Here is an 18,082-nt window from a genome sequence, read left to right as displayed (position 1 = left end):
CCCCCCGACACGAACGCGAGCATGACCGACACCGTCACCGTGGGTGCCCGCGCGCCCGAGTTCAGCCTCCGGGACCAGTACGGCCAGGACACCGTCCTGAGCTCCCTGCGGGGCGGTCCCGTGCTCGTCGTGTTCTACCCGTTGGCCTTCTCCGGGGTGTGCGCCGGGGAGCTCGCGGACCTGCGTGAACACCACGACGCGCTCCGAGAGCTGGGCGTGAGGGTGCTGGCGGTGTCCGTCGACTCGACCTTCGCGCTGCGCACCTGGTCGGACCGGGAGGGCTTCCCGTTCGCGCTGCTCTCGGACTTCTGGCCGCACGGCGCGACCGCTCGCGCCTACGGGGTCTTCGACGACCAGCGGGGCGTGGCACGGCGCGGCACGTTCCTCCTCGACGCCGAAGGCACCGTCCGCTGGACCGTGCTGACCCCCGTCGACCGTCCCCGGGACGTCGCCGAGTACGTGGCCCGGGCCCGCCACCTGGCCGGATAAATCCGGCGCGAGAACCACCGCGAAGCGGTATGATCTCTCGCGACGCACACAAGGGCGCGTAGCTCAGTTGGTTAGAGCAATTGCCTTACAAGCAATAGGCCAGGGGTTCGAGTCCCTTCGCGCCCACTTGACTCCGGAAGCGACCCTGCGTGACCACGCTCGCGGGGTCGTTCGTCCTGTCAGGCCCGGTAGCCGCTGCCGGCGTTCCCTGGCGCCGGAGCTGCTGGTGGTCCTGCTCCGCGTAGTCGACGGCCATGGTGACCGTGTCGTCGACGGGTTCGGTGCGCACCGTGGGATCGGTGCTGCGCATGTACGCGATGGAATCGAAGCGCTGGATCTCCGGGGGAGTAGGGGCTCTGTCGCAGTCTTGGATGATCGCCTCGCGGGTCCCGGGGATTTCTGCATCGAACCGTCCGGCCCACGATGCTTTTTGTGGAGAACCTCGCCGTTACGGTTGGTCACGAAAATGTGGTCGACCTTCCCCGAAGATTCGAGTTCGTGGGCCACGCGAAGATTGTTCGAATAGAGCGCGTCGTGCACGGGAGGCTCGACCCAACACCCTTGCCCCTTCGTGGGGTCAGCGCGATCCTGTTGGTAGCGGTGGGCGATACCGAGCGAGCTGTTCGCATCGTGGGTCGCGACGAACACCACGGTCGTCTCCTGCCCCCGATCCCGGAAACCGTCGGCCCGCCCCCGTCACCGCGCAGGTGTCCGATCAGTTCCTCGTGGAGGCCGTCTGGCAGCCTGCGCTCACGGCGGCATGGCCCCAGAGCCCGTTGTCCCGCACGAACTCCGCGAATCGGGGATGAATCTCGGCGTTGTCATCGACGTCGTAGGTCGTGGCGGAGGCCCCCAGGGTTTCGGCCGCATTCTTCTGGGTCGTCGTCTTACCTGCGTCCGGTTGGCCCGTGATGATGACGTACTGCGGTTTCCCGTCGCTTGAAAGAACGGGGGCATCGCGGGGGACGAGCGCTCGAATGCGCTTGCTCTTGTTCTGAGCGATCTGAGCAGCCTCCCGAGCGTCGGAGCGATCCACGTCTTACTCCGCGCGTCCTTTTCGCGAAGTCGGCGAATGAGGTCCGGACATTCAGCGACGATCGGCTTGGACACTTCGACACCCATCCAGTCCATGGACTCTCAGCCGGGTCGTGATCGGCTTGCCCCGGGCCCCGAGACAACGCTGCTGGGGCCCGGTCGAAACGGGAGCCTCCGGGCCCGACACAGGCGAAGTGGGAGGCGGGGTATGGCGGACAGGACCGACTTCAAACGGAGCCTGGACTCCTACCAGGCGGGGCGCGGGAAGCGCCCCGAGCGCCTGGACGACGTCCGCCTGGAACCGCTCTCCGAGGGGCGCTGCGTGCTCCGGCCCTCAGCCGGGGATCACCACGACCGGGCACCTGGCCCGCACGGTCAGCCTCTGGCCGACCGATCCACGGAGGAACCCGGCGGTCAGGCCCAGGCTCCGGGTCCCGATGACAAGCAGATCGGCGTCGGAGGAGCGCTCCACCAGGAGATCGACGGGGTCCCCCCGCTGGCTCTCCTCGCGGACCCGCACGTCCCGGTCCGACTTCTTCGCGTCCTCGATCACCGTCGCCACGGCCTCCGACGAGCTGTCGTCCCGGGAATCTCCGAGGGCACGGAAGACCAGGAGTTCCGCACCGCGCACCCGGGCCTCCTCCAAGGCGAAGGACACCACCGCACGTGTGGAGGCGCCTCCGTCGATGCCCGCGACGACGCGTCCGCGTCCCTGCGAAGCGACCCCGGATACGACGGCCACGGGGCCGTTGGATCGCCCGATCAGCCGTCGACTCACGGACCCGGCGATGGTTCCGGACAGGAACCCCAGTCGGCGCGTGCCGACCACCAGCGGGCCGCCCTCAGCGGAGGCGATCAGAGCGTCGACGGGGTCACCCGAGACGACCAGCATCTCGATGCGGTCCGCCGGCACGCTCCCCACGGCTCGGGAGAAGGCCGCCTCGGCCTTGCGCTGGAGCCGCTGGTTGCTCTGGAACTCCTCCCGGGAGATCTGCCTCCTGGAGTCCGCGATCGGGCTCCGGTTGGCCGGGCCGGACCCCACGGTCACGACCCTGAGCGAGGCCTCCCAGAGGCGCGCGTAGGCGCTCGCCCACTCGACGGCGTCGAGACTGGCCCGGGAGCCGTCACCACCCACGGTCACGGTCGGTCGAACGTCCACGGTTCTCCTCATCAGAACTCGGTCGCCACGAGGTGGGCGCCGTCCCGCCGACACGGTCGGTTCCCTGTCAGCAGGCGCTTTCCTGCTTCTCGGCGGTGACGCCGCCGAGGTCGTCGGTGATGGACAGGTCGGACTCGGAGGAGGAACCCCCGAAGCCTTCCCAGTCGGACCCGGCGACCAGTTCGAGGGTCTGTTCCAGGCCCCCGACCTCCTCGGTCCGGGCGTTGGTGATCGAACCCGCCAACAGCTCGGCGGCCTCCTCGTCGCCGGGGCCGTGGAAGACCGTGGTCGCCTCGGGGGCGCGCTCTTCGGGGTTACCGGTGCCGGTGACCACGAAGCCTTCGTCGACCAGCACCGACTGGATCTCCAGGGCCAGCCCCTCGATCCCGGTGTTGTTCACCACCTCGACGGCGACGTCCCCGGGCTCCACCGAGACCTCCTCGGACGTGGCCTCGCTGTCGCCGTCGTCCCCGTCGGCCAGATCAGCGCCGTTGTTGATCGCCTCGAACAGGGCCGGGGCCGCGTCGCTCATGATGATGCGGTTCTCGTCGGCCGGATGGGCGCCGTTGGGAACCGTGACGAACTGGACCCGGTCCAGGTCGACCTCGCGCATGGAGATGGCGATGTCGGCCATGGTGTCGACCGTCAACTGTTCGTCGGTGGTGATGGAGTCCGTGACGGCTCCGAGGAACCGGGTGATGGTGACGGGGCTGGTCATCACCTCGCTGCTGAGGACCTCTCGGAGCATGGCGCCCATGAACTCCTGCTGGCGGTCGATCCGCGACAGGTCGCTGCCGTCCCCTTGGGAGTAGCGGGAGCGCACGAAGCCGAGCGAGTCCTCGCCGTCCAGGGTCTGGAGTCCGGCGTCCAGCACCAGGTGCGCCTTGGGGTCGTCCACCGGCTCCGGGATGCACATCTCCACCCCGCCGATGGAGTCCACCATGTCCTTGAACCCGACGAAGTCCATCATCAGGAAGTGGTCCAGGTGCACGCCGGTGACCTGCTCGACGACCTTCCACTGGCAGCCCACCCCGCCGAAGGTCATCACGGAGCTGATCATGCCCTCCTGCGGCTGCATGCCCTCGTACCCGTCCACGGCGTCACAGCCGGGCAGGTCGACCATGAGGTCGCGGGGCAGGTTCACCAGCGTGGCGGCGCCGTTGTCCACGTTGATGCTCGCGATGAGCATGGTGTCCGGCCGCTCGCCCTCGGCGGCACCGTAGTCGGCGTTCTCGCCGGAGCGCACGTCCGAGCCGATGACGAGGATGTTCAGGACGCCCTCGACGTTCGTGGGCCGGTCCCACTCGTCGGTGTCGACCTGGGCGGTCGTGATGTTGCCGACCAGGCCCTGGTACCAGCCGTAACTGAGCAGGCTCGCGATGATGACCAGCGCTGTCGCGGCGCAGGCGACCCACTTTCCAGTGGAAAGCCCCAGGGATGGCGAACCCGACAAATCCCCGTCTCCTCTCTCGTTCCGGCCGAACCCGAACAGCGTGTCAGTGGTTTCTGAGTACTTCCTGAGGACAACCTGAAGACGCCCTTCAGGTTGGGGTCGGAAGCCGTGGCGCGGCGTCGCGCCACCGCGAGCGCGGGACGTTCAGTCCTGCGCGCGAACGTCCTCGACCGCGCCGGAGAGGTCGAGGATCACCTCGTAGTCCTGTCCGTCCGCACCCAGGACCCGGACCGCCCACCCCTGGCCGGCGCCCTCGTCGAGCCGCTCGACACCGGTGGCGCTGGCACCCTCGCCGACGGCCTCCTGGGCGGTGGCGGAGACCTCCTCGCGGTCGGCCTCGCGCCTGCCCCCGGTGTCCTCCCACGGGGCGGGGCCGCCGTCGGTGTCACGGAACTGGAGCCCGTTGACGGTGAAGACGACCGCGCCGTCGCGGGCACCGTCGCCCTCGGGTCCGTAACGGACTCCGAGCGTCACCTCGGTTCCCTCCAGGGCTCGCAGCTCCTCCAGGATCGTGCCCGCGGTGCCGTCACCGTCGAAGTCCTCCACCACCGGATCGGTGAGCAGCCACGCCCGAGGGCCGAAGTCGACCCCCACCCCGGCGACGTACCAGTCCTCGGGGGCGCCGCCGGCACGCAGTTCGCCGATCAGCTGCTCGAAGCCGTCGACCGGCCGGGACGTTCCCTCACCGACCGGGTAGCGGAGCGTGGGGGCCCCGGTGAAACCGTCGAGGCGGATCGTTTCCACCGTCAGTTCCGGGTCCTTGAGCACGACGTACCCGCCCACGCCCAGGACCGACAGGGCGGCCGCCGCGCAGGTGACGAGGATCGTCCTGCGGCGTCGCGTCATCGGTCCCTCCAACTCCGGGTGTCGAGAGGACCCCATTGTCCATCAGGTCGATGATGGGAACCTGAAACCAACCTGAAGACGGCTTTCAGGTTTCCTTCATCATGGGCTCAGCATCGACCGGCATGCTGGGCTGTCCAAGGCAAGGGGAGGGTTGGGCGCGGTGGCGATTCTGGTGGTGGAGGACGAGGAGGGCATCGTCTCCTTCCTCCGGCGCGCTCTGGAGAACGCCGGCCACACGGTGGTGACCGCCTCGGACGGCGTCGACGGGCTGGTCATGGCGCTGTCGACCGACGTCGAGCTGGTCGTCCTCGACCTCGGGCTGCCCGGCCTGGCGGGCGAGGAGGTCCTGCGCCGACTCCGGCTGCGCCGTCCCTCGGTACCGGTCATCGTGCTCACCGCCAAGGACGCCGTCAGCGATCGGATCGTCAACCTCGACGCCGGGGCCGACGACTACGTGGTCAAACCGTTCAGCGTGAACGAACTGCTGGCGCGGATCCGTGCCAGGCTGCGCACCAGCGCGCCGGACCGCGCCGACGCCGTGACCGCCCGGGGCGTGACCCTCGACATGGGAGGGCACACCGCCTTTGTGGACGGAGCCGTCGTCGCCCTGTCCGCGCGGGAGTTCGCCCTGTTGTCGGTCCTGCTCCACCACCCCAGCCAGGTCTTCTCCCAGGCCCAGCTGCTCGACCTGGTGTGGGGCTACGACTTCGACGGGGCCTCGAACGTCGTCGAGGTCTACGTCAGCCAGCTGCGCCGCAAGCTCGGAGCGGACCGCATCCAGACCGTGCGCGGAGTCGGCTACCGGCTGAGCGGCGGCGAGGGGTGAGCCTCACCAGGCGTCTGGTCCTGCGGGCACTGACGGTGATGGTGCTGGTGATCGGTGGCGTCACCGCCCTGACCCACCAGTTGGTCCTCGTCTCGGGCCGCAACGACGTCGACGACCTGTTGCGCCAGGAGTCCGCGCTGCTGAGCGACACGTTGGGGGAGCAGCTGCCCGCCGCCGCGGGGCTGGACGGCATGGTGTCGGGCCCCGAGGCCGAGCGCGCCGCGCACCGGGCACTGGCGATCCGCCCCAGCGGCCCCCGGCACGTGTCGCTGGTGCACGTCGACGGGGTCCGTCTCCAGAGCACCGGCGGCCCGGCCGAGGTCGCGGGGCTCATGCGCGGGGACGACGCGCCCGCCTCGGCGCCCGGGGTCGCCCGCACCCTGGACACCGACATCGGTCGGGTCCGGGTGCTGGACACCCCCCTCACCGACGCGGCAGACGAGAAGATCGCCGTCGTCACCGTCGCCGCGCCGTTGGACACGGTCCAGGACACGGCCACCACGGTCCTGCTGTTCACCGCCGTGGCCGGGGCCATCGGTATCGGCGGGGGAGGGGTCGCGCTGTGGCTGGTGGTGCGGCGCACCCTGACTCCGGTGCGGAAGGTGTCGGCGGCCGCGCAGAGGATCTCACCGACCGACCTGGCCACCCGGGTGCCGGTGCCGGACACCGGCGACGAGATCGCGGAGCTGGCCACCGAGATCAACCGGATGCTCACCCGGATCGAGCAGGCGGACACGGGACGGCGCCGCTACCTGGCGGCGATCTCCCACGAGATCCGCACCCCCCTGGCCGTCGCGGAGGGGCACCTGGAGCTGCTGGGCGGCCCGGAGGCGGAGATCGTCCACGCCGAGCTGGAGCGGTTGCGCCGTGTGTTGGAGGACCTCATGGCGGTGGCGCGCGGCGGTGACGGGATCGACGCCGACCGCGGCCCCGTGTTCCTGCCCGACCTGTTCGACGCCGTGCGGGCCAGGGTCGGGTCGCTCTCCCACGCGCGGTCCGTGGTCTTCCACGAGGCCTCCCCGCAGGTCGTGCTCGGGGACCAGGCCCGGTTGGAGCAGTGTCTGATGAACCTGGTCTCCAACGCGATCGACCACAATCCGGCGCACGTCGTCGTCGACGTGGCGACCAGGGTCGAGGGGGACACGGTGGCCCTGACCGTCGCGGACGACGGGAACGGGATCGACCCCGACGTCCTTCCCCTCGTGTTCGAGCCCTTTGTGACGACCCGCCCCAACGGGGCGGGCGGGCTCGTCGGCCTGGGACTGTCGATCGTGCGGTCCCTGGTGACGGCCCAGGGCGGAGACGTGGACGTCGAGAGCGGCCCCGAGGGAACCACGGTCCGGATCCTCCTGCCCATCGCCAGGGCCTGACCGAGGCGCCCGGACGGGAGCGGGACGCCCTCCTGCGGAGATTCGGTCACCTCCCTCCGCAACCGCCGACAGCACGTCAGAACCGCCTGGTTGTGGCAAACCTCGCGTTCGGCGACCCCCAGCGGTCCCTGGAGAGACGGTTTTTGTGGAGATCCCACAAAGCCTCGGCCCCGGCGTGAGCAATTCGGGACATTGGTGTACCTCCAACTGATCCACCAAGCTAGAGGAAGGTGCAGGCGGCGCTCCGAGATCCGGACGTCGCCTTCTGCGTTGAGGTACTTGGGAGGGGCATTCGGTGTTCAGTCGTGTCGCCATCGTCAATCGTGGAGAGGCCGCGATGCGGCTCATCCACGCCGTCCGGGACCTCTCGGCGGAAACCGGGGCACGGATCGAGACGATCGCCCTCTACACCGACGCCGACCGCAACTCGACCTTCGTGCGCGAGGCCGACGTCGCCTACGACCTCGGCCCGGCCTCGGCCCGCCCCTACCTCGACCTCGCCGTCCTCGAACGCGCCCTGCTGGAGACGAAGGCCGACGCCGCATGGGTCGGCTGGGGTTTCGTCGCCGAGGACCCGGCGTTCGCTGAGCTGTGCGAGCGGATCGGCGTCACCTTCGTCGGCCCCAGCCCCGAGGCCATGCGCAAACTCGGCGACAAGATCGGCTCGAAGCTGATCGCCGAGGAGGTCGGCGTCCCCGTCGCCCCCTGGAGCCGGGGCGAGGTGGCCACCCTGGAGGACGCCCTGCGCGCCGGTGACGAGATCGGCTACCCGCTGATGCTCAAGGCCACGGCGGGCGGCGGCGGTCGCGGTATCCGCATGGTCTCCTCCGCCGAGGACCTCACCGACGCCTACGAGCGCACCAGCCAGGAGGCGCTGCGCGCCTTCGGTTCCGGTGTGGTCTTCCTGGAGCGCCTGGTCACGGGGGCCCGACACGTCGAGGTGCAGGTCATCTCCGACGGCCAGGGCACCGCGTGGGCGCTGGGCGTGCGCGACTGCTCCGTGCAGCGCCGCAACCAGAAGATCATCGAGGAGTCCGCCTCCCCGGTCCTGGAGCCCGAGCAGGCCGCCGAGCTCAAGGCCTCCGCCGAACGCCTCGCCGTGGCCGTCGGCTACCGGGGCGCCTGCACCGTCGAGTTCCTGTACCACCCGGGTGAGCGGCTCTTCGCGTTCCTGGAGGTCAACACCCGCCTCCAGGTCGAGCACCCCATCACGGAGATCACCACGGGCACGGACCTGGTCCGCATGCAGCTCTTCGTGGCCTCCGGCGGGAAGCTGGAGGGCACACAGCCCGGGGAGATCGGGCACGCGGTGGAGGCCCGCCTCAACGCCGAGGACCCCGACCGCGACTTCGCGCCCTCCCCGGGCCGCATCACCCGTCTGGACATGCCCTCCGGCCCCGGCATCCGCGTCGACACCGGTGTGCGCGAGGGTGACAGCATCCCCGCGGACTTCGACTCGATGATCGCGAAGATCATCGCCTACGGCCGCGACCGCGAGCAGGCGCTGGGCCGCCTCCGCCGCGCCATGTCCGAGACCACCGTCATCATCGAGGGCGGCGCGACCAACAAGAGCTTCGTCCTCGACCTGCTCGACCAGCCCGAGGTGATCGACGGCAGCGCCGACACCGGGTGGATCGACCGCGTGCGCGCCGAGGGCCGTCTGGTCGCCCACCGGCACTCCGCCGTCGCCCTGGCCGCGGCGGCCATCGAGGCCTACCGCGACGAGGAGGAGGCCAGCCGCCAGCAGCTGCTGTCCACCGCCCACGGCGGCCGTCCGCAGGTGCAGCACGACACCGGCCGTCCCCTGGACCTCAAGCTCCGCGGCGTCGGCTACCGGGTGAGCGTGGCGCGGATCGGGCACAACCGCTTCCGTGTCGGCGTGTCCGGCGGCGGCGACGTCCACCCCGCCGACGTCCAGGTGGAGCGGTTCGACGCCCACAGCGGGCACNCCCCCGTCACCGCCCGCCGGTACCGGCTCGTGTCAGCCACGCACGGCCCGGTCCACCTCGTCGAGATCGACGGCGTCACCCACCGGGTCAGCCGCGACGAGGGCGGCGTCGTCCGCTCGCCCGCCCCCGCCCTGGTGGTCGCCACGCCGCTGTCCGTGGGCGACGAGGTCGAGTCGGGCGCCCCGATCCTGGTCCTCGAGAGCATGAAGATGGAGACGGTGCTGCGGGCGCCGTTCCGCGCCCGGGTGCGCGAGTGCCCCGTCGCGGTGGGCGGCCAGGTCGAGACCGGAGCCCCGCTCATGCGTCTGGAGCCCCTGGGCGACGACGACGCCGAGGACACCGACGACCAGGCCGGGACCGTCGAGATCGACCTGCCCGCACCGGTTCCGGCCGCCTCCGCGGGACAGCGCGCCGACCAGGGACTCAGCGACCTGCGCGGTCTCCTGCTGGGCTTCGACTTCTCCCCGGAGGAGCGCTCGCGTGTGCTGGCCGGCTACCTCACCGCCCGTGAGGAACTCGGCGCGGAGCCGATCGAAGGCGAACTCGACCTGCTCACCGTGTTCGCGGACCTGTCCGAGCTGAGCCGCAACAAGCCGGGCGGCGCCGTCGACGCCGAGCAGGACCACCGGGTGCACAGCCCCCGCGAGTACTTCCACAGCTACCTCCAGAGCCTCGACGTCGAGCGCGCCGGGGTCATCGAGGGCTACCAGAACAGGCTCACCCGGGTCCTCGCCCACTACGGCGTCACCGACCTCGACCGCACCCCGGAGCTGGAGGACGCGGTCTTCCGGATCTTCCTCGCCCAGCAGCGCATGGGCGGCTACGTCACGATCGTGACGGAGCTGCTGCGCCGCTGGCTGGCCGACGCTCCGCCCCAGGAGCCGCTCGGCGAGCGCGCGGGGCTCGCCCTGGAGCACCTGATCGAGGCCACCCAGGTCCGCTTCCCGGCCGTGTCCGACCTGGCCCGGGGCGTGGTGTTCCGCTGGTTCACGCAGCCGCTGCTGCGCCGCAACCGCGCCAGGGTCTACGCGTCCGTCCGTGACGAGCTGCGCCACCTGGACCGCGAACCGGACTCCCCGGACCGCGCCGACCGGATCCAGACCATGGTCGCCAGCTCCGAACCGCTGGTGCGACTGATCGGCCAGCGGATCGGCCGCCCCGGCAAGGACCACGCCCCGCTGCTCGAGGTCCTGACCCGCCGCTACTACGGCAACCGTGGCCTGTCCGAGGTCTCGGCCAGCCAGAGCGGCGGTTGCCAGCTGGTCACCACCGAGCACACCAACGCCCAGGGGGTGACCCGTGTGGTCGCCACCGCCGTGGACCTCGCCGACCTGCCCGACGCCCTCGGGGCCGTCGCCGAGCTGGCCGCCGACGCCCCGGAGCACGGACTGGTCGCCGACCTGTACGTGACCTGGGAGGACCAGCCGGACGCCGACGCCATGGCGGTGCGGCTCGCTCAGATCCTGGCCGACCACACGCTGCCCAAGGGCGTGCGCCGCGTCACCGCCACCGTGGCCGGGACCAGCGGCGCGGTCATGCACCACCACTTCACCTTCCGTCCCGAGGGCGGCGAACTGGTCGAGGACCGGCTGATCCGGGGTCTGCACCCGCAGATCGCGCAGCGCCTCCAGCTCCAGCGGCTGCGGGAGTTCGACCTCACCCGCCTGCCGTCCGCCGACGAGGAGGTCTACCTCGTCAAGGCCGTGGCGCGCAGCAACCCGTCCGACGAGCGGCTGATCGCGCTGGGCCAGGTCCGCGACCTCACCCCGCTGCGCGACGCCGAGGGCCGCTTGGTCGCGCTGCCCGCCGTGGAGGGCACGCTCGCCGCCTGCCTGGACGCGATCCGCAACATCCAGGCGCAGCGACCGCACAACAAGCGCTTCGACACCAACCGCATCCTCATGTACGTGTGGCCGCCCACCGAGCTGAGCATCGACGAACTCAACGCCCTGGTGGAGCGCATCCTGCCGACCACCGACGGCGCCGGGCTGGAGGAGGTCCAGTTCGTGGCCCGCCAGCGCACCGACGAGGGCGAGCTCACCGAGTTGGCCGTGCGCGTGGCCCTCGAACCGGGCAGCGACGCCCGCGTGCACGTCGGGGAACCGTCCACCGAACCGGTGCTACCGCTGGACGACTACCGCCAGAAGGTCCTGCGCGCCGCCCGGCGCGGAACCGTCTACCCGTACGAGCTGACCGACATGCTCACCGGGACCGACGGGACCTTCGTCGAGCACGACCTCGACGAGAACGGCGTGCTCGTTCCGGTCGACCGGCCCCGGGGACGCAACACGGCGGCGATCGTGGCCGGCGTGGTCACCACCCCCACCGAGCGCCACCCCGAGGGCGTCACCCGTGTGGTGCTGCTCGGCGACCCGACCAAGGCGCTGGGCGCACTGTCCGAGCCCGAGTGCTCGCGGGTCATCGCCGCGATCAACCTGGCCGAGAACACGGGGGTGCCCCTGGAGTGGTTCGCGCTCTCCGCCGGCGCGCGCATCTCGATGACCTCCGGCACCGAGAACATGGACTGGGTCGCGGCCGCGCTCAAGCGGATCGTGGAGTTCACCCAGGACGGCGGCGAGATCAACATCGTGGTCGCCGGGATCACGGTGGGCGCCCAGCCGTACTGGAACGCCGAGGCGACCATGCTCATGCACACCAAGGGCATCCTGGTGATGACGCCGGACTCCGCGATGGTGCTCACCGGCAAGCAGTCGCTGGACTTCTCCGGTGGTGTGTCGGCCGAGGACAACTTCGGTATCGGCGGCTACGACCGGGTGATGGGACCCAACGGCCAGGCGCAGTACTGGGCGCCGAACCTGCCCGCCGCCCGCGACGTGCTGATGGCGCACTACGACCACACCTACGTGCTGCCGGGCGAGGACGGGCCGCGCCGGGCCGTCACGAGCGACCCCGACCACCGGGACGTCTCCGACTTCCCGCACTCCGTCGAGGGAAGCGACTTCACGACGGTGGGGGAGATCTTCTCCGCCGAGCACAACCCGGACCGCAAGAAGCCGTTCGACATCCGCACGGTGATGCGGGCCCTGGCCGACCAGGACCACCCGGTGCTGGAGCGCTGGGCCGGAATGGCCGACGCCGACACCTCGGCGGTGCAGGACGCGCACATCGGCGGTTGGCCGGTCTGCCTGGTGGGCATCGAGTCCCGCTCGGTGGCGCGGCGCGGGTTCCCGCCCACCGACGGGCCCGACACCTACACGGCGGGCACGCTGTTCCCGCGTTCGTCCAAGAAGACCGCGCGGGCGATCAACGCGGCCTCGGGCAACCGCCCGCTGGTGGTGCTGGCCAACCTGTCCGGCTTCGACGGTTCGCCGGAGTCGATGCGCAAGCTCCAGCTGGAGTACGGCGCGGAGATCGGCCGGGCGATCGTCAACTTCGACGGCCCGATCGTGTTCTGCGTGATCTCCCGCTACCACGGGGGAGCATTCGTGGTGTTCTCCAAGGCGCTGAACCCGAACATGACGGTGCTGGCCCTGGAGGGGTCGTTCGCGTCGGTGCTGGGAGGCGCTCCGGCCGCGGCGGTGGTGTTCGCCGGTGAGGTGAACAAGCGCACCGCGACGGACCCGCGCGTGACCGAGTTGCAGACCCGGGTGTCGGAGGCCAGTGCCGCCGAACGCGCCGAGCTCAATGCGGAGCTGTCCGAGGTGCAGGCCTCGGTTCGAGCCGAGAAGCTGAGCGAGGTCGCCACGGAGTTCGACGGCGTGCACAGCATCCAGCGCGCGGTCGAGGTGGGTTCTGTCGACGCCATCATCAGCGCCGCCGAGCTGCGCCCGAGCATCATCGACGCCATCGCCAAGGGCATGAAGCGCTAGACGGTACGGAAACGGCCAGCCCCGTTCTGGGGGCTGGCCGTTTCCGTGTGTCCCTGTGGAATGATGTCCGCCAAGCCTCCGCAGATACGAGCCAGGCGATTATCAAGCGGAGATAACGGCCCGCATCGCCGCAGGTCATTAAGTGTGAGCCCCGCGCACGCGGGGATGGACCGGCGAGGTAGGCCACGCACGTGGACCGGCCGGCGTGAGCCCCGCGCACGCGGGGATGGACCGGTGGCGAAGTCCCCACCAACGCCAAGATGTGGGTGAGCCCCGCGCACGCGGGGATGGACCGGTGGCGAAGTCCCCACCAACGCCAAGATGTGGGTGAGCCCCGCGCACGCGGGGATGGACCGGTGGCGAAGTCCCCACCAACGCCAAGATGTGGGTGAGCCCCGCGCACGCGGGGATGGACCGGTGGCGAAGTCCCCACCAACGCCAAGATGTGGGTGAGCCCCGCGCACGCGGGGATGGACCGGTGGCGAAGTCCCCACCAACGCCAAGATGTGGGTGAGCCCCGCGCACGCGGGGATGGACCGGTGGCGAAGTCCCCACCAACGCCAAGATGTGGGTGAGCCCCGCGCACGCGGGGATGGACCGGTGGCGAAGTCCCCACCAACGCCAAGATGTGGGTGAGCCCCGCGCACGCGGGGATGGACCGGTGGCGAAGTCCCCACCAACGCCAAGATGTGGGTGAGCCCCGCGCACGCGGGGATGGACCGGTGGCGAAGTCCCCACCAACGCCAAGATGTGCGTGAGCCCCGCGCACGCGGGGATGGACCGGTGGCGAAGTCCCCACCAACGCCAAGATGTGGGTGAGCCCCGCGCACGCGGGGATGGACCGGTGTAGGTGTAGGTGGTGGCCATGTGGATGACGTGAGCCCCGCGCACGCGGGGATGGACCGGCTCGCGCACCCGCTGAGCACCGTCCGATGACGTGAGCCCCGCGCACGCGGGGATGGACCGGTGGCGAAGTCCCCACCAACGCCAAGATGTGGGTGAGCCCCGCGCACGCGGGGATGGACCGGTGGCGAAGTCCCCACCAACGCCAAGGCACGAGTGAGCCCCGCGCACGCGGGGATGGACCGACCAGCACGCACCCACCGGCCATGGCCAGCGCGTGAGCCCCGCGCACGCGGGGATGGACCGGACTCCCGCTCGGACCTTTTGGCCGTCCGCAAGTGAGCCCCGCGCACGCGGGGATGGCCCGCCATCGCTTGTGCCTCGGGGATGGACACGCCGGTGAGCCCCGCGCACGCGGGGATGGACACCTGCGGAACCCGGCCCCGGTCGGTACAGGATGCGTTGATGCGATCCGTCGGGCCCGCTTAGGGTGTCGGCATGCCAACCCCCGCAGGCCGGGAACCGTCAGAATCCACCGGTTCGTCTTCCTCCCAGCCGCAAAGGCGAACCCCCTCGCGCCGGTTGATTCTTGCGGCGGGAGCTGGCGTGCTTGTCGCGGTCGGGATCGCCTGGCTCGTATTCCCAACAGGACCGATGGAGCTCGGTGGCCCGCCCCCGGTGGGGCCCGGAGACCATGCCCCGATGCCGGTATGCGCCAGCGCCGACGGGACGATTCTGCACGCTGATCTGGACGGTGACGGCCGCTTGGACGAAGTACGCGACCCGGAACGTGAGGGCACGGTCGCCGTCGTCTCCGATAGTGAGGGCGACCCGTGGCGGGCGGACCTCGATCAGGTCCTGGACTGGTGGAACCCAAGGACTTCAGGCCTGGAGGCGCGGGGCACATTCGGAGACTTCGACGGTGACGGCTATGTCGACCTGGCCTTGTTCTTCAGCGAACCACACCTGGGCGACGATCCGGTGGACAATATGCCCGTCCACGAAGTGCGTTACGGGCCGCTCGCCCGTGACCTGTCGAGCGACAGGGTGGGCCCCATCCGCATCGGCTGGGGCGGGTTCGTGTACGGGGTACGCGCCACCGACCAGGATGGCGACGGCCGCGCCGAACTCCAGGTGTTCCAAACCGCAGGAGACGGAGCAGTCAACCACTTCACCGGCCGTCAGGACGACGGCGGCGTGACCGTGAACGAGGAAACGGTTGACTTCCACGATCGCTCAAGCTGGAAGGCGACCGATCTGGGGTGGAGCGATTTCGGCACCTGCCCCGAGGATTAAGCATGCCGACTGGCCCATCCCCAGACGGGTGCCCCCACCACCCGGACCGGTGGCGGGGGCTGGTGCCTACTCCGTCTCCTCACCGGCGGGGAGCGGGAGCGGGAGCGCCGGTGGACCGACCGGGAACTCCCCCTCCAACGCCCTCCAGGCGGCCGCCCACCGCTGGAAGTCGGCGGACGTGCCCTCAAGAGCGACGACGAAGGCGTTGAGCAGGGCGAACGTGGGGAGCCTGTCGGATCGGAGCGCCTCGCAGAAGCGGGACGAGGACCTCACACCCACCCGGTCCGCCATCACCCTGAAGGACGGCGATCCGGCCCAGCGCCGGTACTTGTTCATCAGTTCGATGAACTCGGGGACGCTCTTGGCCTGCACCGGGTCCGGCTTCATCCCGGCACCGGGCAGATCCTCGGGGACCTCGGGTACGAATCGCGCCTGCACGAAACTCCGCTCACTCGGGGACCAGATGTGGGTCCGGCGTTCGGGACCGACCGGTCCCTGGACCAGGAGGACGGGGACTTCGCCCCAGAGGTTGCCGTCCTCGTCCATACGGATGTTCTGGGGGTCGACGTCGGTCTGGACGACGTACCTGGGTCCGCGTGCCTGGTCCATCAGCTCGCCTCCCGGGAACGTCGGTTTCCCGGGGAATCCGGGTGTCGATGTGCGGTCAAAATGGGAGAACCCTTCATGGCTGTTTTTCATGTTCGGGGTTTTCGTGGTCGGCTGGATGATCGCCTGGCCCATTTGTGTGCAGATCGGGGCGAGGGATTGGAGACGCCGCAGACCGGCTGGGAGGTGACCGATGACCGATGAGGGGAAATTACCTCACCAAGAGGCCGCATGCCCACCAGGACACTGGAGCTATGTCCGCCCCTGGTCGCTTAGGTGTCGTAATTGACTGTGTCGCCATTAGGCATGGATTTGTCGCCGGTGCAGTCCTATGGTGTTCGGAAGTGTTCGATAATGTTCGTTTGGCATCGAATGTCGTTCGATGGCTTTAGAATGTGAACTGATGGGTATGAGTGCGTTCGGTCGCGGGTCTTTGTTCGGTCCATTTTCGGTCTTGCGGATACCCGCATTGCGGCATAATGCCAAATGGGAGGGACGGCTGGATGACGGTCGGTTGGGACTGGAGACCCCAGTCGACCGGCGACGGGTCCTCCACGCACAAGGGCCGCACCCCGAGGGGTGCGGCCCTTGCTCACGGCGAACCGGTCAGATCCAACCGTGCTCCGAGGCGATCCGCGCGGCCTCATGACGGTTCGAGGCGTCGAGCTTGGAGATCACCGAGGCGAGGTGGTTGCGCACGGTCCCCCTGCTGAGGCAGACACGTCGGGCGATCTCCTCGACCGGCGCGCCGTCGCGCGCCAGGGCGAGGACGTCGGACTCACGCGGACTGAGCGGGGAGTCCCCCGCGCTGATCGCCTCGGCGGCCAGGTCCGGGTCGACGTGCCGACCACCGTTCGCGACCTTGCGCACGACCTCGGCGAAGGTCCGGGAGGACACGGTCTTGGGCAGGAAGCCGCGCGCGCCCGCGGCGAGTGCCGACTTCAGGTAACCGGGGCGTCCGTGCGAGGTGACGATCACACAGCGACATCCCGGCAGCTCGGTCGCGAGCCGACGGGTCACCTCGATGCCGTCGGGCCCGGGCAGTTGCAGGTCGAGCAGCGCCACGTCGGGGCTGACCCGAAGCGCCGTGGCCAGTGCCTCGTCGCCCGACGCCGCCTGGCCGACCACCTCGAAGTCGTCCTCCAGGGCGAGCAGTCCGGCGATGGCGTCCCGGATGAGGTGTTCGTCATCGGCGACGAGGAGACGGATCACGCCTGGCCCCCTCTGCGGAGCGGGATCGCGGCGTGGAGCCGGAACCAGTCCCCGTCATGGCCGGTGCGCACCCGTCCGCCGATCGCGCGCACGCGCTCGGACATCGCGTCCAACCCGGTCCCCTCGGCGAGCCGCGCGGGATCGGCGGGACCGGCTCCGTCGTTGGCCACGCTCAGGTGCATCTCGTTGTCCTCCTCCTTGGTGGTGAGCGTGACCCGAGTCGCCGCCGAATGACGCAGCAGGTTCGTCACGCCCTCTCGTACGACCCGTGCCAGCGCCTCGGCGTGCGCCGCGGGTACGGGATCCCCGGTCACCGTGCAGCGGATGCCAGCGGACTCCAGGAGGGACCTCGCTCCCGACAGTTCGTCCTCCCAGGTCGTGCGGTGTTCGCCCCGCACGACCCGGCGGACCTCGCTGCCCGCGTCCTCCGCGAGGCGCCGCACCTCGGTGATCTCCGCCGCGGCGCGTTGGGAATGGCCACGATGAATGAGCTCCGAGGCGAGAGAGCTCTTGACCGCCATGGTCGCCAGGGTCCGGCCGAAGACGTCGTGGAGGTCGCGGGAGATGCGCAGGCGTTCGTTGGCGAGGGCGAGCGCCGCGCGGTCCTCGTGTGCGGCCTGGAGGTCCAGGAGTACCCGAAGCATCCACGCGCTCGACCAGCAGAGCCACAGGACGACGGTGACCATGACCAGCCCGACCACCAGGAGAACGGGATCGCCGAAACCCACCAGCGCGACGGTGAGGGCGAGCGCCGCGGCGTTGAGCAGCAGCATCCGGTCTCCGCTGAGGGAGAGCCCGATGCTGGCGCCGCTCGCACCGATCGCCGCCGCGACGGTCAGGCCCGGAGCGGGGAACGGAAGCGTGAGGGTCACCGCGACGAAGGCGGCGAGGACCAGTACCCACGCTGACACCCAGATCAGGGGGAACCGCCCCGCGCGGCCGACCACGGAGTCGACGCTCCAGTTGGCGACGAGGACGTTTCCGGTGACCAGGACCAGGGTCAGCGCCCCCAGCGCGACCAGTGACACTGTGGGCGCCGCGGTCGGGCCCCCGGCCTCGACCACGCTCCTGAAGAGGGTCCCGGAGGGGATCGTGGTGGCGAAGTAGGTGGACCAGCGCAGGTACGCCTCGAACCTGCGCGGGCCGACCGAGGGGGAGGCGTTCATGG

The 18,082-nt window shown here is 70.2% G+C and carries 12 protein-coding genes, 1 tRNA gene and 1 pseudogene; 6 read left to right on the top strand and 8 right to left on the bottom strand.

Going from position 1 to position 18,082, the window contains the following annotated elements; genetic code table 11:
- Positions 1-21: 21 nt before the first annotated feature.
- Together D452_RS0115600 and D452_RS0115595 are read left to right on the top strand one after the other, a co-directional pair.
- Positions 22-489 carry a peroxiredoxin gene (locus tag D452_RS0115600; protein WP_017545086.1) on the top strand — a complete coding sequence of 156 codons (468 nt, stop codon included), beginning with the start codon at positions 22-24 and terminating at the stop codon, positions 487-489.
- Between the two features lie 52 nt (positions 490-541).
- Positions 542-615 (top strand) — tRNA-Val (locus tag D452_RS0115595).
- A gap of 315 nt (positions 616-930) precedes the next feature.
- Here the strand turns inward: D452_RS0115595 and D452_RS31965 are convergent.
- From D452_RS31965 to D452_RS0115575, 5 genes and pseudogenes are all read right to left on the bottom strand, one after another.
- A pseudogene (locus tag D452_RS31965) lies at positions 931-1,164 on the bottom strand (zeta toxin family protein); the annotation flags it as partial.
- Positions 1,165-1,204: 40 nt separating this feature from the next.
- On the bottom strand, positions 1,205-1,525 hold the full coding sequence (locus tag D452_RS31720; RefSeq protein ID WP_017545085.1) for a zeta toxin family protein: 321 nt from the start codon (positions 1,523-1,525) through the stop codon (positions 1,205-1,207).
- A gap of 333 nt (positions 1,526-1,858) precedes the next feature.
- On the bottom strand, positions 1,859-2,683 hold the full coding sequence (locus D452_RS0115585; RefSeq protein WP_017545084.1) for a universal stress protein: 825 nt from the start codon (positions 2,681-2,683) through the stop codon (positions 1,859-1,861).
- A gap of 67 nt (positions 2,684-2,750) precedes the next feature.
- Positions 2,751-4,136, bottom strand: coding sequence for an LCP family protein (locus D452_RS0115580; RefSeq protein ID WP_017545083.1), 1,386 nt, complete (start codon positions 4,134-4,136; stop codon positions 2,751-2,753).
- Positions 4,137-4,280: 144 nt separating this feature from the next.
- Positions 4,281-4,982 (bottom strand): hypothetical protein, encoded by a 702-nt coding sequence (locus D452_RS0115575; RefSeq protein ID WP_017545082.1) that lies wholly within the window; start codon positions 4,980-4,982, stop codon positions 4,281-4,283.
- A gap of 160 nt (positions 4,983-5,142) precedes the next feature.
- On the opposite strand from D452_RS0115575, the gene D452_RS0115570 reads away from it, so the two are divergent.
- From D452_RS0115570 to D452_RS0115555, 4 genes are all read left to right on the top strand, one after another.
- Positions 5,143-5,808, top strand: coding sequence for a response regulator transcription factor (locus D452_RS0115570; RefSeq protein WP_017545081.1), 666 nt, complete (start codon positions 5,143-5,145; stop codon positions 5,806-5,808).
- A complete protein-coding gene (locus D452_RS0115565; RefSeq protein WP_017545080.1) occupies positions 5,805-7,178 on the top strand; it encodes a sensor histidine kinase in 1,374 nt (457 codons plus the stop codon). Before D452_RS0115570 ends, D452_RS0115565 begins: the two co-directional genes overlap by 4 nt.
- Before the next feature lie 295 nt (positions 7,179-7,473).
- Positions 7,474-12,957, top strand: a complete 5,484-nt coding sequence (locus tag D452_RS0115560) for an ATP-binding protein (RefSeq protein WP_026129352.1) — start codon at positions 7,474-7,476, stop codon at positions 12,955-12,957.
- A gap of 1,545 nt (positions 12,958-14,502) precedes the next feature.
- Positions 14,503-15,096, top strand: a complete 594-nt coding sequence (locus D452_RS0115555; protein WP_017545078.1) for a hypothetical protein — start codon at positions 14,503-14,505, stop codon at positions 15,094-15,096.
- A 66-nt stretch (positions 15,097-15,162) separates the two neighbouring features.
- On the opposite strand, the gene D452_RS0115550 is transcribed toward D452_RS0115555, so the two are convergent.
- The 3 genes from D452_RS0115550 to D452_RS0115540 form a co-directional block, all read right to left on the bottom strand.
- On the bottom strand, positions 15,163-15,705 hold the full coding sequence (locus D452_RS0115550; RefSeq protein WP_017545077.1) for a hypothetical protein: 543 nt from the start codon (positions 15,703-15,705) through the stop codon (positions 15,163-15,165).
- Between the two features lie 603 nt (positions 15,706-16,308).
- Positions 16,309-16,914 carry a response regulator transcription factor gene (locus D452_RS0115545; RefSeq protein ID WP_017545076.1) on the bottom strand — a complete coding sequence of 202 codons (606 nt, stop codon included), beginning with the start codon at positions 16,912-16,914 and terminating at the stop codon, positions 16,309-16,311.
- Entirely contained in the window at positions 16,911-18,080 is a 1,170-nt protein-coding gene (locus D452_RS0115540; RefSeq protein WP_017545075.1) for a sensor histidine kinase, read from the bottom strand. Before D452_RS0115540 ends, D452_RS0115545 begins: the two co-directional genes overlap by 4 nt.
- Positions 18,081-18,082: the final 2 nt, after the last annotated feature.

The sequence above is a fragment of the Nocardiopsis prasina DSM 43845 genome (assembly GCF_000341265.1).
GTDB classification, from domain to species: Bacteria; Actinomycetota; Actinomycetes; order Streptosporangiales; family Streptosporangiaceae; genus Nocardiopsis; species Nocardiopsis prasina.
The sequence above is the reverse complement of the archived record's forward strand: the minus strand, read 5'-3'. Positions and strand labels throughout refer to the sequence as shown.